General features: G+C 40.2%; 12 protein-coding genes and 1 pseudogene. 5 read left to right on the top strand and 8 right to left on the bottom strand.

The window, feature by feature from the left end:
* The 3 genes and pseudogenes from H5088_RS20210 to H5088_RS19210 all read left to right on the top strand — a co-directional run.
* Nucleotides 1–180: pseudogene (locus H5088_RS20210) on the top strand (hypothetical protein); the annotation flags it as partial.
* A gap of 21 nt (nt 181–201) precedes the next feature.
* Nucleotides 202–1275: a HipA domain-containing protein gene (locus H5088_RS19215; RefSeq protein WP_259398146.1), complete on the top strand. Its 1074-nt coding sequence runs from the start codon at nt 202–204 to the stop codon at nt 1273–1275.
* A 416-nt stretch (nt 1276–1691) separates the two neighbouring features.
* Nucleotides 1692–2786 carry a Fic family protein gene (locus H5088_RS19210; RefSeq protein WP_182754226.1) on the top strand — a complete coding sequence of 365 codons (1095 nt, stop codon included), beginning with the start codon at nt 1692–1694 and terminating at the stop codon, nt 2784–2786.
* 174 nt (nt 2787–2960) lie between these two features.
* Here H5088_RS19210 and H5088_RS19205 read toward each other — a convergent pair whose 3' ends face one another.
* From H5088_RS19205 to H5088_RS19185, 5 genes are all read right to left on the bottom strand, one after another.
* Nucleotides 2961–3386, bottom strand: a complete 426-nt coding sequence (locus H5088_RS19205) for a type VII toxin-antitoxin system HepT family RNase toxin (RefSeq protein WP_182754223.1) — start codon at nt 3384–3386, stop codon at nt 2961–2963.
* Entirely contained in the window at nt 3379–3768 is a 390-nt protein-coding gene (locus H5088_RS19200) for a type VII toxin-antitoxin system MntA family adenylyltransferase antitoxin (RefSeq protein WP_182754220.1), read from the bottom strand. Before H5088_RS19200 ends, H5088_RS19205 begins: the two co-directional genes overlap by 8 nt.
* A gap of 232 nt (nt 3769–4000) precedes the next feature.
* The gene (locus tag H5088_RS19195) at nt 4001–5500 is read right to left on the bottom strand and encodes a DUF2235 domain-containing protein (protein WP_182754217.1); all 1500 of its coding nucleotides are present in this window, start codon (nt 5498–5500) and stop codon (nt 4001–4003) included.
* Nucleotides 5501–5595: 95 nt separating this feature from the next.
* Nucleotides 5596–7686, bottom strand: a complete 2091-nt coding sequence (locus H5088_RS19190; RefSeq protein ID WP_182754214.1) for a cupric reductase — start codon at nt 7684–7686, stop codon at nt 5596–5598.
* Nucleotides 7687–7822: 136 nt separating this feature from the next.
* Nucleotides 7823–9127: an NAD(P)/FAD-dependent oxidoreductase gene (locus H5088_RS19185; RefSeq protein ID WP_002962796.1), complete on the bottom strand. Its 1305-nt coding sequence runs from the start codon at nt 9125–9127 to the stop codon at nt 7823–7825.
* A 274-nt stretch (nt 9128–9401) separates the two neighbouring features.
* Between H5088_RS19185 and H5088_RS19180 the strand changes: the two genes are divergently transcribed.
* Nucleotides 9402–11330 carry an ATP-dependent DNA helicase RecQ gene (locus H5088_RS19180; protein WP_182754211.1) on the top strand — a complete coding sequence of 643 codons (1929 nt, stop codon included), beginning with the start codon at nt 9402–9404 and terminating at the stop codon, nt 11328–11330.
* Nucleotides 11331–11375: 45 nt separating this feature from the next.
* Nucleotides 11376–11684, top strand: a complete 309-nt coding sequence (locus tag H5088_RS19175) for a YkgJ family cysteine cluster protein (protein ID WP_002962790.1) — start codon at nt 11376–11378, stop codon at nt 11682–11684.
* Nucleotides 11685–11755: 71 nt separating this feature from the next.
* Here H5088_RS19175 and H5088_RS19170 read toward each other — a convergent pair whose 3' ends face one another.
* From H5088_RS19170 to H5088_RS19160, 3 genes are all read right to left on the bottom strand, one after another.
* Nucleotides 11756–13375 (bottom strand): methyl-accepting chemotaxis protein, encoded by a 1620-nt coding sequence (locus H5088_RS19170; protein ID WP_182754208.1) that lies wholly within the window; start codon nt 13373–13375, stop codon nt 11756–11758.
* Between the two features lie 225 nt (nt 13376–13600).
* Nucleotides 13601–14218, bottom strand: coding sequence for a glutathione S-transferase family protein (locus tag H5088_RS19165; RefSeq protein ID WP_024597791.1), 618 nt, complete (start codon nt 14216–14218; stop codon nt 13601–13603).
* 50 nt (nt 14219–14268) lie between these two features.
* On the bottom strand, nt 14269–15297 hold the full coding sequence (locus H5088_RS19160) for an NADP-dependent oxidoreductase (protein ID WP_024597792.1): 1029 nt from the start codon (nt 15295–15297) through the stop codon (nt 14269–14271).
* Between the last annotated feature and the right edge of the window lie 118 nt (nt 15298–15415).

Genomic DNA, 15415 nt, shown 5'->3' with positions numbered 1-15415 from the left:
TGTTTAAAGTACTTATGGCAAACTGATGTCTCAGGCATAGCAGTTGTGACTTATGTGGGTTGTGGTGATTTACATAAGATCATAAATTGCTGTGCCTGTCACGTTTTGGGGATTCGTCAGCCCTTCGGGCAGCGCCTGTTTGGCATTAATGCTACGTTATCGCCCATTTATGGGGAATAACCACACTGCATAGGCTCTGCCTTGCCTAAATACCAAACAGGCTGCTGCAAATTTAACCTTGAAAGAACAGCAGACCCTAGTGACGAGCTAAGCCAAAAACTTAAACGCTTTGTACAAGTTGGAGAACCAATTACTCATTGGGATGGCCGAACTCGGCTCTCTGTTGCTGGCGTTCAAGACAAACTAAACCTACTCGAAATCGATAGTAAATTAGGATTTGGTGAAGGGGAGCTATGTTCTAATAAAATTTTTAAATTTGAAACAGGTACCGCGCCTTTCATTGCAGTAAATGAACTTTTTACCATGCTTTTGGCAAAAGAGTCGGGGCTCAATGTTCCCCATGTTGAGTTGCGCACTTACGCAGATATAAGAGTATTTGTAATAGATCGCTTTGATAGGCGCGTTACACAAGATCAAAGCCGTGTATTACGTCGTCATATTATTGATGGTTGCCAAGCCACTAATTTACCTCCTTCTTATAAATATGAGCGTCAGCATGGTGATGATGGGGATGGTATTTATATTCGAGATGGCGTTTCTTTTGCAAAACTCTTTAATGTTAAAACAACGAATGTACAAGCGTATGAGGCTCAGCTTATTCGTTGGATGACATTTAATATTTTAGTACGTAATTACGATGCTCATGGCAAAAACATTAGTTTTTTTGTTGGTAAAAATGGTTTAGAGCTTACGCCGTTTTACGACTTGGTAAATATAGAGGCTATTATTGAGCAGGGAAGCATTGACCGTGATATGGGCTATCTACAGCCCAAAATATCAAGGTGTTATGCTATGTCAGTGGGTGAGCATAATTCGCAAAGTGCAGGCAATTTTACTAATGAGATTACAGCTTATATGTTAGCTGATTTTGCTGATGAATTTGCTATTTCACTACCACGGATGCAACTACTTATGAGTCAAACCGTTGACTCTGTATTAGCCGCAATTGATACGGCTAAAGTTTCTGCTGTTAAAAATAACTTGTCTACTGCTGAATTAGCACACATTGATTTGTGCATAAGAATAATTAATAAGGCTGCAAATAAGCTGAGTGAGCAAATAATACAACTACCAAATATGGATGCATTTATTTAAATTTCAGAAAATAAATACACGTATTTTGAGTAAGTAATTCATATTTTGGTTGCCAGCATCAACGCGATATTTGCAAATTAAAATTAAAAGCGCGAGATAAATTCCGGCTTACAATTTAAAAGCTACGCTTTTCGCGCAAGCAAGCTGGGCGCCTACAGGTGTTCAGCTTGGCCTTATTTAAAAGCCAAAGCGCGATATAAAATCGCACCTACGGTTTTGTTGAGAGCGGTGTTTGCAATGATGTAGGTGAGGTTTTATACCTCGCTTATAAATGGATTGTTTTTACCATTGAAAAATGAATTATTGTTCTGTTCAACGCTTAAAAGTAATGAGGCAATTAATCCTGCTATTCGCCTCATTGCATGAGGCAAATAAATAACATAGACTGAAGCTAATTACCTTTAGGACTAATGACTATGTGGATATGGCAACAGCAAAACTGGCCAAACTTTACGTGGGATGCTGCAGTGCTTGCTCCTTTACTAAGGGATCTTTCATATAATCAAGGTTTATTAGTAGGGCGTATGGGCGTGCAAAGTGCTCAACAAAAGCAGCAAGCCCTTGATACCTTACTTGCAAATATTATTTACTCCAGTGCGATTGAGGGTGAAAAGCTTAATGCATTTTCGGTTCGCTCTTCTCTTGCTAAAAAGCTCAATATTAATGAGCAACCTTACCCAACAACAGTGCAAAGCGATAATCTTGCAGAGATTATGCTTGATGCAATAAATAACACAGACTCACCGCTTAATTTAGAGCGAGTGCTTAATTGGCATCGCTTATTGTTTGCAGGTGAGCAAAGCTTATTTACTAAAATTGAGGGCGGGCAATTGCGTGGTGACGAGCCAATGCAAGTGGTATCGGGGCGCTTAGATAAACCGGTATTACATTTTACGGCGCCTCCTAAAGAGCGAGTAAATAAAGAGCTTTCGCTATTTTTTAGTTGGTTTAACAAAACGCAAAACGAACCTCAAATAGATCCTTTTATTCGGGCAGCTATCGCACACTTATGGTTTGTAACAATACATCCACTTGAGGATGGTAATGGGCGTATTACACGCCTTATAACCGACCTGGCATTAGCGCAAGAACATGCTGAGTCAATTCGGTTTTACGCTATGTCGGTGGCTATTTTAGAAGACAGAAAAAGCTACTACGAGGTGCTTGAAGCCACTCAACGTGGAGATCTTTGTATTACCCAATGGGTTAAGTGGTTTTTATGTACGCTTAATAATGCGATACACCATACGCTTAATAATATTGAGCAAACAATTTTTAAAACCAATTACTGGGCAAGTAAAGATCAAACAAAGCTAGGTGAGCAGCAAGTAAAAGTGCTTAATAAGTTACTTGATGGCCAATTTGAACAGGGTATTAGCGCGAGTCAGTATCAAAAGGTAGCTAAGGTTAGCCGTGCAACCGCAACACGCCATTTATCGGACTTGCAAACGCTTGGATTTTTAACAAAAACCGCCGCAGGTGGGCGTAGTACACGTTACAAAATTGCCTAATGAGGTAATTACACATGTTATTCGCCTCATTGTGTGAGGCGAATAGGCGTTTGAATTATTGTAGGTGAGGTTTTATACCTCGCATGGTGTTTTTATAAAGCCAAAGCGCGATGTAAAATCGCACCTACGGTTTTGTTCAGTGCAGTGGTTTAATTATTGTAGGTGAGGTTTTATCTATGAATCTTTGTTTAGCTCTGTAATCGCTTTAATACTAAATGCGTGCATAGTTGTGTAGTGTTGCTTTTTAATGATTGTTTTAACGATACTTTGGTCAATATTTAAGTAATCGTGAACAAGAGCATTTCGTAAGCCTATAATTTTACGCCATGACAGTAGTTCTGCCTCGCTCAAAAAGCCTAAATTAGTAAGTTCGCTAAATGTTTGATAGGCGTTGCTACTGGTACTACTTTTGTGCTGCTTTAGCCAATGCTTTGATAAACCAATACACACCGCGGTCATTAACTGTAGTAATCGCTCTGCAGCTCGGTAGTCTCTACTATTAAGTGAATCGATTTGACTGAGTTCGTCGAGTTCTTGCATATATTCGTCAATATGGCGTGTTACTTCACTTAAATAAAGTGTAATTCCGGTATCAGTCATGTTTACTCGCTATGGTTTCAAATTCGAACTGGCTATATATACGCTGCTGCTCTTTCATCGCTCTAACACTATTATTGCTTATAATTATTTTTCCATATTCAATAACGTTGAAAGCTAAATAACTTGGAATAATATTTATATCAACAATCGAAATAAGTTGTTCGTTAAGATTAAGTGCATTACTTATTTCAAGCTCAAGCTCTTTTGGCCTAAGGCGCTTATCGAACGATTCCAGATCAAAGTTTTTAAATGCTATGGCTAAATCAATGTCACTATGAGGCTGAGCTGTCCCTTTTACGTGGGAGCCATATAGCCAAACTACATCAATGTCGGTGTTTTGATGTAAATACTCAATTATTTTTTGTATAACTTCATTTGCCACGAAAAAGTAACCATTGATAAAAACAGTAATAATAACCTATCAGTTTTATAGTGAACATTAAAACTGATATTTGTTTTATTTAATTTAAAAGCTTCGCTTTTCGCGCGAGCAAGCTTTGCGCCTACAGGAGTTTAGGCGGGCTTTGTAGCGTTGATTGGGAGTTATGAGCCGTTACTAAAGAGCTAAGTGCGATGTAAAATCGCACCTACAATTTAAAAGCTTCGGGTACCTATTACTCCAACCGCGTTACTTTCACTTTTATTTTACCTGCATTAGCGCCGTAAAAGCGGCTTAAGTCGTTTGCAAATGGGCAAAACTCGCCAGATTTATCCATTTTAATATCGGCGCCGTTGGCTATTTCAAAAAGGTGGTCGTCGTTTTTATTTATAGCACCAATAAGTGAAAACCATTGTGCACGAGGAAATCGTCTAAATGGTTCAAGCACAGCCATGGGGATTTCTTTTACGCCAAGTTGTACGTTATCGCGGTTCCAGCCTAATGGCGTGCACTTTATGCCATCGTCAAACCAGTATTGATTTGGGTATGGGGTAAAGCGGTACGTAGCGCCTTGCTCTAGCATAAGGCCGGTTGCGTTATATTGCTCTGAGGCAAATACCATTACATCTTGGCTTTGGTTAATGCTCAGCACATTCATGTTTTGATTAGCCAGTTCTATATGTTGGCTTAAACCAATAAAGCTAAGTGTGGTGTTGTCGTTATAGCTAATTTTGTAATGCAGTTTTTTAAGCGATTCTGGGCGGTAACTGGTTAGCTTATTAATGCGTTCGGCTACGCTGTAGTGCACTAAAGGCTCAAGGTTGCTGGCTTCGTCATCAATTAATACATAGCACTGCCTATCTACTAATTTAAAAAATGGGTTAAACCAAAAGTAATTTTGTTGGTGACTTAATGCGAGCGGATCGGGCGTTACGGTTACGTCATCTTGTGCTACTAAGTTGCTATCGGGAAGTAGGGTTTCATAATCTATATCGTGGCTAGTGAGTAACGAAATATTAAGCGGTTGCTCTATTAACCACTCAAGTGCGTAGCGCAAGCAAATATCGGCTAGGCCATCGCGGTAGTAACCGCCGCCAATGTCTGAATGCGCTCCTGCAAACCATAGCTCGGTAATATTGCTTTGATGGTTCATGAGTGTGGGTTCAAACGCGCGGCGTTTTTCATCAAGGGCTACGCAGTGCAGCGCGTGAGTAATGTTGTTGGCAATGGTGTGGTTTTCAAAAATAACGTGCTCTGCGCCGCGTGTGGCTTTACTTACTTTTGATAAGCCAATAGAGGCGACAGTATCAAACACACATACGTAAACATTATCAGCAATTAAAGGCTCAAGGATTTTGGCAAAACGCCTAGCAAGTGCACCGCCTCGGCTAAAACCCGTTAGCAGTATGGTATCGCCTATTAGGTAGTGAGCTTTAAAGTCGCTTAATGCTTGATTTAAAATACTGGATACGTCGTCACCACGAGGTGCAAGGGTTTGGTTTAAAATGCGTTTAAGGCGGCTGCCTTTAGTGCCAATACCTTGATAATAAAAACTGAGTTGGTTAGCAAAAGGAGTAATGGGGGAGTCTTCTAATTTACCGCCAAGCAGTAAATGCAATTTTAGAATGTTGGTAATATTAGAGTCTTCTATAAAATGCTCTGAGCTAAATTGCTCTGCATCACGGGGCTCGTTTCCTGTGCCGTCAAAATTAAAAATTAGCGTTTTACCCGTCATAACCCAATTTCCTTAGTTGTTTTAAATACTCTACACAGACAATGTTAAAAATTAAAGACAATATTCATCAAGTAATGGCTCGCCTGTTATGTAGATCAGTGATTATTAAAAATATAGTGATTTAGCTCTGTGCCCTCAGCGGGTTTTAGTGCAGGGTTAAGTTGTACTAACTGCTGATAAACTTCAGGATAAAATGTTTTTAATCGGGCAACGCGAGAAAAGTGGTTTGGTTCAAATTTCTCTACAAGCTGCAACGCTAAAGGGACCATTGGGCTCAACTCACCTTGGGTGTAGCTTTGTTCTAGCGCTAAGTCGAGTATATCTACGCCAAGTTTACTGGGAACAGTCGGTATTTTATTATCAATTAGAAATTGGACTACTTCGACAGAAGATGATGCAGCTTGTATATAAACGTCGCGTCCACGTATATCGGTAATCGAAAAATCAAAACCAAGTTGTGCAAGTTCTTGCCATTTTTTTAGTGGAAACCAGCTTAGTCTAACCAAATCCTTTGGAGGGACGGGTAGTGTTCGGCTATTCCAAATAGGAACTAAGTCATATGGATTTTCAAGTAACCTAATAAATAGCACGTTTGTTTCTGTTTGGTTTAGTGGAGTTGTTTGGCTGTATTCAAGTGCTTTTTTAAATTCTTTTTTAGCTAAATACTCACGAAATACATTATCGCTTCTATCTGAAGAGGTACGACCGGCAAGGGTGTTCCACCAATAATTAACTAAAACAGGGTCTATATCTTGTAATACGTCTTCAAAGTTGCTGCCATATTCTTTTTCAATTTCGCGAACTTTTGCGTAAGCGTCTCTATCTTGTATGAGCTTTTGGGCTGCAAATAGCTTCTTTGGTAGTTGACTACAATTGCTTGAGTATGAATTTAGTTCTTCTTTTTTAAGTTGTATTTCTTGTAAAAATTGAGATATTTCAGAATCATCGGGCTCACTCACTTGTGGCAATGTGGCGTTGTCTATTTTACCAATAGGGCTAAAGTAAGCATATTGCTCAGGGTTTTCCTGCCCATTAATATAGGCGCCTTGCTGGTAAATAAAGTCACTTACAAAAGAAACGCCTTTGCCATTTAGGTCGTCATTAGCATTGCCGCTATGAGCTTTATAGCCCTGCTCTGTGAGGTAGTCCAACATTTGAGTATGCTTTGCATCTAAAGGGGCTAGCGTTAAGTTACCACTTTTAGGCAGGCTTACTATTGCTACGTCTAAACCCGTAAATAAGCCTGGCTGATTGGTTGGTGTTACGCCTAGTTGCTGCAGTGCTTTTACAAGCGGTAAATTAAACTGGCTTACGGCAATATCAGCCATGTTATATAAAACAGAATTTTCTTCGTACAGCGGCATAGCATCCAGTGCCGGCACCTGCTTCATAAGCGCAAAAATATACTCATTAGGAATGTTGTTTTTAATCGCAGTAGCTACTTCATTTACTGTAAATTGATTAGATGAAATTGCCTGCTCAAACTCTTTTGGCGTCAATTTATTTGCATTAAGCACAAACAATGTAGCCGGGGAAATAACCTCACTGCCTTCAAGTTTAATAAACGTTTTAGAGTAAGTGGTAAATGTATCTGTGTTGTTTAATAAAGCATAAAGGGTTTCTTTTTGTACATTTTCATCAAGGGGTACACTCAGAGTAAGTCCTGGAGGGCTATGCTTATTACCTCCAAGCTGTTGAATCATTTCTTTTACTTTATAATTGGTAAAGCCTTTAATTGCCTCAATGCCTTGCCAATTAGCTAATTCGTTTAACGAGCTAGTAATATTAAGCTGCTGTTTTTGCTCAGTAACTATGGCATCTCTTAAAAAGGCAATGTATTGACGCTTATTGATTTCTGATAGGTTTGCATACTTTAAAATCGTAGGGACCGACGTCCCTTTTTTAAGCTCACTCACAAAAAATGAAACAAGCGATTGGTTTAAATTATTTATTTTTATATGTTGTTGCTGTGATTGATCTCTACAAAGGCGAATATCTTTTTTTAGATCTGTGACTATTCGAAGCGGGGTGCCTTCTGCAGGCTGCTTTTTATTAACTAAATTAGGCTCAGTGGCATTTGGTGCAGCCACGTTGGTCTGCTCTACAGCGGCTGTGTTAGGCTGGGTTTTAAATAGATATACTGCCAAAGCCGCTATAATTATAAGTCCGAGAAGTCGCTTTTTCATAACCGCCAATCCTTTGATGTTATTAAAATATTCTCACATCGTACTACTTTAGGTACGCAAAGTGCAAAAAGCCTTAAGAGATAATACTTATTAACTCTCGAAGCTTTTTAGTGGTTTGCTGAGCGTACTTAATTTATTAGTGCAATTTCATTTTAGGACGCACTACACGCAGCACTTTTTCGCTTATCCATAATGCAAAGGTTTTTGCGCTGCCATGTATGGCGCGTTGGTGCATACGGTATAAAGATATATACATAAAGCGGGCAATTTTACCTTCAATAAAAAAGGTATTGCTGGTTAGATTGCCCATTAAGTTACCTACAGTGCTGTAGCTTGATAAGTTAACAAGTGAGCCATGGTCGCTGTATTTAAAGCCGCGTAGTGGTTGCTGCTTTAGCGTTGCGATTAGATTTTTTTCGACGCACTGCGCCATTTGATGCGCCGATTGTGCTCGAGGTGGTACTTGCTTGCCATCGGCTTGGGTAAATGCGCAGCAATCGCCTAATACAAAAATGCTTTCGTCAACGGTGCTTTGTAAAAACTCGTTTACTTGAATTTGGTTGCTGCGCGTCAGCTCAAAAATACCTAAGTCTTTAATAAAATCAGGTGCTTTTACGCCTGCTGCCCACACCATAATATCGGCATCAATGTGTTCTTCGTCTTTGGTGATAAAGCCTTGTGCGGTGCCTTCTTTTACTTGTGTTTGCTCGCGCACGTTTACGCCAAGCTTTAATAGCTCGCGTTTAGCACTTACGGCAATACGCTCTGGTAATGCTGGTAAAATACGTGGTCCGGCTTCTATTAAGTGAATATGCAAACGCTTAGACGACATATTTGTTAAGCCATAAAGCTTTAATAGTTCAGACACATGATAAAGCTCAGCTGAGAGCTCAACACCGGTAGCACCGCCGCCTACAATGGCAATATTAAGTGATTGCTGTTGGTTGTCGTCTTGGTGAAGGCGTGTAAAGCTGTCGAGTAATGAATGCTGAAAGCGCTCTGCTTGTTGGTTTGAATCTAAAAAGTAGCAGTGATCTTTTATACCTGGGGTATTAAAGTCGTTACTTACGCTGCCTATGGCAATTACGAGGTGGTCGTAGCGCACGGTGCGCTCGGGTAAAATTGTGTGGCCTAGCTCGTCTAAAAGTGGTGCAAGGGTAACTGTTTTATTGCTTTGATCTATATTGCAAAAAGTACCAAGTTGAAAGTTATAGTGGTGTTTTGCAGCATGGGCTGAATACACAACGCCATCTAAATCGGGGTCAATAGAGCCTGTCGCTACTTCGTGCAGTAACGGCTTCCATATGTGGGTACGGTTTTTGTCTATTAGTAGAATTTCAGCTTGTTTTTTCTTTCCTAATTTATGACCTAATTGCGTTGCGAGTTCTAATCCGCCAGCACCACCGCCAATAACGACGATTTTAGGTGTAGTAATATTCATAACGTTGCCCTCAAAAATAATATACCCAAGTGATCTGTATTTTTATTCGTTTTTTAAGATGACTTGGGTATCAATAAATTATTTTGGCAACAAGCAGTTACTACTCATTTTATAGTGCTTTAGTTTGCGCTTAAATAAAGGTGATGTCAGCAATAAATAATGTTATTTGTTGTATACTGAGTTGCAAATATTTCATACACACCGAGTTGCAAATATTTTATTTACACCGCATTTTTATAAGCATGACTATTGTTTAGCCATCAAAAGGACATTTATGACCACGCCATTAATTCAATCACTTGAGCAGCACTTTGGTTTTAGCCAATTTAGAACAGGGCAACAACAAACTATAGAGCAGCTTTTAAATGGTCAATCGTCGTTGGCTATATTTCCGACCGGTTCGGGTAAATCGTTGTGCTATCAATTAACTGCGTTGCATTTACCAAATTTAACGTTAGTGGTTTCGCCTTTGCTTGCATTGATGAAAGATCAAATTAGCTTTTTAAATAGCAAAGGTATTTACGCGGCTAGCCTTGATTCGAGCCAAGATCAAATGCAAAGCAGCACCGTAATGAATGATGTGCGAAATGGTAAAATTAAAGTATTAATGGTGTCGGTTGAGCGTTTTAAAAACGAGCGTTTTAGAGAGTTTATAAGCCAAGTTAAGCTTTCGATGTTAGTGGTAGACGAAGCGCACTGTATATCTGAATGGGGCCATAACTTTAGACCCGACTACCTTAAACTACCGCGTTACCGCGAAGAGCTTAATATTCCTTTAGTATTGCTGCTTACGGCAACGGCGACTAAAAAAGTTAAACGCGATATGGCAGAGCGATTTGCTATATCGCCTGAGTGCATTGTGCAAACGGGCTTTTATCGCGCCAATTTAGATTTAAGTGTGTTGAGCGTTAAGACCGCCGATAAAAACACCGAGCTTACCAACATTGTGCGCGCGCAAAATGGCCCTGGTATTGTGTATGTAACGCTACAGCAAAGCGCCGAGCAAGTTGCTAATGTGCTAAGTGCACAAGGTGTGCACGCGGTGGCGTATCATGCGGGGCTTGAGGATACGCTACGCTGGCAAATTCAAGATGACTTTATGGCGGGTAAAATTAACGTAGTGGTGGCTACCATTGCCTTTGGTATGGGCGTTGATAAGTCAGATATTCGTTTTGTTATACATTACGATTTACCAAAATCGATTGAAAACTATAGCCAAGAAATTGGCCGAGCAGGGCGCGATGGCAATCCATCAAACTGCTACACCCTTGCCAATTTAGATGGGCTAAATACGGTTGAAAACTTTGTATATGGCGACACCCCTGAGCTTAGCGGTATTGAATACGTAATTAACGATATTCGCCAAAGCCACCAGCAATGGGAAATGCAAGAATACAGTCTTTCAAGCGAAAGTAATATTAGACAACTGGCACTTAAAACCTTACTTGTACAGCTTGAAATGCAAGGCGCTATAACGCCGCAATATGCCTACTACGCTGATTTTAAATATAAATTTTTGGTCGATAAAAACGAACTACTAAGCCAGTTTGACGAGCAACGCCAAGCATTTTTAACACAAATATTTAGCCATACCGATTTTAAAAAAATATGGGGCACGCTAAATTTTGACTCCCTTACGCAAGCCGCGCAGGTTGATCGAAAACGCGTAGTGGCAGCCCTTGATTACCTAGCCGAAAAAAACCTAATAACGCTCGAAACCAAACGTATTACCCAAGTATACAAAGTGCATAGCGAGGTTATAAATAACCCAGAACTTGCCCAGCAACTACACGACTACTTTAGTGATAAAGAACAAGCCGAAATTAAACGTATTGCTGCACTGGTACGCTTTTTTGAGCTACAAAGTTGCTTAAGCTATAACTTAGCGCGCTATTTTGACGATCAAAATGCACCACAGCAATGTGGGCATTGTAGTGTGTGTAGAGGTCATGCGGTTAAGCTTGAATACTCTATAGAGCCTGCATATATTGACGAGCAACTTATTTATCAAAAGGTGGATGAGTTTTCAGCGCATATGGCAGACAAAGATAATCATAATGTGGGTATTGAAACCCAATGCCGCTTTTTAGCGGGGATGAGTGTGCCATTATTTGCGCGTAATAGAGTGCGCCAATTGAGTGGTTTTGCACTGTGCGAGCAAATGCGTTACAGCGATATAAAAGCAAAACTACTAGCGCGTTAAATTAGTTACTGTATCCTAGTGGCTTATTCAAAAAAGTAAGCCACTATGCCTCATATTGTTATTCCTGTTGAAAATATTTCTACTACCCCAGAGCCTGTTACGTGTGCTAACTGCCAAGCCTGTTGTTGCCAATTAGAAGTGCGCATAGTAACCGACACCGGCGTGCCTTTTAACTACATTGAATACGATAAATGGGGCAGCGAAGTAATGAAACGCGCTGACGACGGTTGGTGCCAAGCACTCGACCGCAATACGCTTATGTGCTCTATTTACGAAAACCGCCCATTAGTTTGCCGCGAGTTTGAAATGGCCTCAGACGAGTGCATTACCGAGCGCGATTTAGCGGGTATATAGTCCGCTATTATTAAAGTACATAAACAACAAAGGGGCTTAAAAGCCCCTTTGTTTATTGTTTACTATAAAAATTAAACTTTAAAGTAGCTAATATACTTTTTAAGCGTGTTTGAAAGGTCAGCTAATGCAACGGCTTCTTGTGCGTTACTGTTAAGCGACATGCTGGTTTCTTTAGACATACTGGCAATTTCTTCCACGCCGGTACTAATTTGCGCCACGGTGGCTACTTGGTTTGATGTTGATTCAACAATTTCAAGCACGTTACTTAATGAGTCGTTAGCTTGTTGCTGTATTTGATGCAGTAACTCGTTTGCTTCGTGGGTAAGCGTTAGGCCATTTTCTACTTGCGGTACTGTGGTTTCCATAGCTGTTACCGACGCTTGCGTGTTTTCTTGCACTTGCAAAATCATCTTTTCAATGTCGCCTGTTGCATCACCAGTACGCTGGGCAAGTTGCCTTACCTCGTCAGCTACAACAGCAAAACCTCGGCCAGTTTCGCCTGCTCTTGCAGCTTCTATTGCCGCATTTAGTGCAAGCAAGTTTGTTTGATCAGAAATACTGCGAATCACACTTAAAATATCGCCAATGTGTTTTACATGTTCTTGCAGCACGTTTACTTGGGTAACTGTGGCTTTTACGGTTACAGAAATTTGCTCAATTTCGGCCGCTACTTTTTGCACTGCAATACTACCTTGCTGCGATAATTGCGCAGTTATTTTTGAGTTATCTTCTGTTTGTTTAACAGAGCCTGCAACTGCATTAATACTGCGGCTCATTTCTTCTAGGCTGCTTACTGCCGAGTTTGTATAGGTTACTTGTGCGTCAGCGGCACTAAGTGCTTGCTGCGAGCCAGACGCTACGCTTGCAGAGTGCGTAGAAAGCTCTTCAGATGAGTTAATAATGCTATCTACAATGGTTTTTAGTTTAGATTGCATCACCCCTACAGAAGCCATCATGCTATTTGGGCAACACGACTGTACATCACCTCTTAAGTCTCCTTGGGCAATAAGGGCAATTACTTCGGCGGCTTCTTGTGGTTCGCCACCTACTGACTTTCTGATCAGTTGGCTAATAACATACGCAACGCTTGCACCTATTAAAATTGCAAGCGCGGTGAGCGAAATCATCCAAATTTCAAATGAACTGGCAATATCGAGAGTATTAATAGTAGTGGTTTGATTTGCTTGCTCTTGCAGGTTTATAAATTGGTTTATAACATTTAGCCACTGGGTAAACGCAGGGCGCGCATCGGTTAATAAAATGCGTTTAGCTTCGTTTAGGTTTCCTGCATTTTTAGCGTTTATTATACCTTGAATGAAAGGCTGAGTGCGCTGCTCTATTTGATTTATTTTATTAATTAAAGCGCGCTCTTCACTATTCATATCACCCATTAGCTTAGCCATAGCGCGGCTTGACGTTTGGTAAAATGCGTTTAGCTCTTGTATGTTATTTAACACGGTACTTAAATTGCTTTGCTCGGTAATTAGCACTACGTCGCGCACGGCTATTGCTCTGTCGTGTACGCTGCCTCTGAAGTTAATTGCGTAACGTTGCTTTACCGAATTTACGTCGGTCATGTGGGTAATGTTATTATTAATAAGGCTAACGCGCGAAATTCCAATAATGGTTAAAATAATCATCATTGATAAAATTACGCCAAAGCCGATTGTTAAACGCATGTTTATGGTCATGGTTGATCCCAAGGGTGAGTCAATACGCGCAAGAGCAGCTTGTATTATTAGTGAAAATACTTAAACAATAGCAGCATTATGCCTTATTAATTAAAGTTTTATTAGCAATAAGGTAGATGATTGTTAATTTAGTTTACAAGCGTAACTTTGGCGGGGCATATTTTACAGGTATTAAAAAAGGAGCAAAATGCTCCTTAGTGTTATATAAAAATATTATATAAAGGTTTAGTCGTACTTTGCTTCTAGCTCATTAGCTGTATGAAACTTCTCATGGCTTTGTAATTGCTCGTCGTATTTAACGAGGTTTTTAAAGTGCGCTAATTGACCTGAGTTTTTAACTATTTCAACAATAAACGACATCATAAAGTCAGCGCCCGTTAGGGTATCGCCCACTAAATAACGTTTACCTTCTAGGCGGTCGTTAAAGTAGCTAATTACTTTAGCTGTTTCAGCGTCGGCATAGCCTTCTAAAAACTGTGTTTTAGCGCCGTCTTTTAGTACAAACATTTTAAGTAAAAGCGGTAAAATTGCTGAGCTTTCTGCAAAGTGCAGCCACTGTTGGTAGTCAACATATTCAGCGGTATCTACTTTTGGAGCAAATTTACCATTGCCGTATTTAGTAATAAGGTAGTCTGTAATAGCGCCTGATTCAGCAATAATTAAACCGCCGTCTTCAATTACCGGTGACTTACCAAGTTGATGAATATGCTTTAGTTCGTCAGGTGCTAGAAATGTGTCTTTATTACGCTGATAAGCCACAATTTCGTAGTCAACATCTAGTTCTTCTAAAAGCCAAATTATACGTTTAGAACGGGATTTATTTAAATGGTGTAGTTTAATCATGTCAGTCCTTTTTTGGCTTGTAAGGGCTTTGCCTTACAAGCCGTATAAAATTAAAGTGGGTTATTAATTTTAACCACAGTTTTACCAAAGTTTTTACCGCATATCATATCGTTGAACGCGTCTACTGTATTTTCGATGCCTTCTACCATGTGCTCACGGTATTGAATTTTTCCGTCTTGTAGCCATTTTTGCATGTCTTGTGCAAACTCGTCGTAACGGTCGCCGTAATCATCAAAAATGATAAAGCCTTGCATTTTAATACGCTTAGTAAGCAATTGACCCATTAGCATACCTAAACGGTCTGGGCCTTCTGGCAAGCTAGTTGCGTTATATTGCGATACTAAACCACACAATGGTACGCGCGCTGCGGTATTTAATAGTGGTAGTACGGCGTCGAATACTTTACCGCCCACATTTTCGTAGTAAACATCAATGCCTTTATCACAGGCTTTTTCTAACTGCTCTGCAAAGTCATCAGCTTTGTGATCAATACAGGCATCAAACCCTAGGTTTTCAACGGCGTGTGCACATTTTTCGCTACCACCAGCAACACCGACTACTTTACAGCCTTTAATTTTAGCTATTTGACCAACCGTTGCGCCTACAGGGCCTGTTGCTGCTGCAACAACTACGGTTTCGCCTTCTTTAGGCTGGCCAATATCAAGTAAACCCATGTAAGCAGTAAAGCCAGGCATACCCATAATACCTAATGCGTATGAAGGGTTTGCAGGCTCTTTACCTAACTGCATTAAGCCTTCGCCGTCGGTAATGGCGTAGTCTTGCCAACCTGTGTAGGCAAGTACCCATTCGCCTTCGTTAAACTTATCGTTTTTAGACTCTTCTACTTGGCACACTGTTGCGCCAACCATTACATCGCCAATATTAACAGGGTCAGCATACGACTTAGCATCGCTCATACGACCACGCATGTACGGGTCTAGCGATAGGTAAATAGTACGTAGTAAAACTTCGCCGTCTTTTAATGCAGGAAGCTCTACCGTTTTTAATTTAAAGTTTTCATCTTTTGGAGCGCCATTAGGGCGTGATTCAAGAGTAAGTTGGCGACTAGTCGTAGACATATAAGATCTCCTATTAATATAAATAAACTACTTACCGAATGTTTACGTTTTAAAAATCGTGTTCAGCTAAACAATAATGCGCGGCTAAGCAGTATGAATATGTACAATGCGTACCTTA

Source organism: Pseudoalteromonas sp. SR43-3 (genome assembly GCF_014163875.1).
GTDB lineage: Bacteria > Pseudomonadota > Gammaproteobacteria > Enterobacterales > Alteromonadaceae > Pseudoalteromonas > Pseudoalteromonas distincta.
This window is presented reverse-complemented; position numbering and strand designations above follow the sequence as displayed.

Excerpts from the sequence above, each read along its gene's own strand:
- H5088_RS19205 (WP_182754223.1), bottom strand. The coding sequence starts at position 3,386 with ATGACTGATACCGGAATTACACTTTATTTAAGTGAAGTAACACGCCAT.
- H5088_RS19180 (WP_182754211.1), top strand. The coding sequence starts at position 9,402 with ATGACCACGCCATTAATTCAATCACTTGAGCAGCACTTTGGTTTTAGC.
- H5088_RS19175 (WP_002962790.1), top strand. The coding sequence starts at position 11,376 with ATGCCTCATATTGTTATTCCTGTTGAAAATATTTCTACTACCCCAGAG.
- H5088_RS19210 (WP_182754226.1), top strand. The coding sequence starts at position 1,692 with ATGTGGATATGGCAACAGCAAAACTGGCCAAACTTTACGTGGGATGCT.
- H5088_RS19170 (WP_182754208.1), bottom strand. The coding sequence starts at position 13,375 with ATGACCATAAACATGCGTTTAACAATCGGCTTTGGCGTAATTTTATCA.
- H5088_RS19190 (WP_182754214.1), bottom strand. The coding sequence starts at position 7,686 with ATGAAAAAGCGACTTCTCGGACTTATAATTATAGCGGCTTTGGCAGTA.
- H5088_RS19165 (WP_024597791.1), bottom strand. The coding sequence starts at position 14,218 with ATGATTAAACTACACCATTTAAATAAATCCCGTTCTAAACGTATAATT.
- H5088_RS19195 (WP_182754217.1), bottom strand. The coding sequence starts at position 5,500 with ATGACGGGTAAAACGCTAATTTTTAATTTTGACGGCACAGGAAACGAG.
- H5088_RS19185 (WP_002962796.1), bottom strand. The coding sequence starts at position 9,127 with ATGAATATTACTACACCTAAAATCGTCGTTATTGGCGGTGGTGCTGGC.
- H5088_RS19160 (WP_024597792.1), bottom strand. The coding sequence starts at position 15,297 with ATGTCTACGACTAGTCGCCAACTTACTCTTGAATCACGCCCTAATGGC.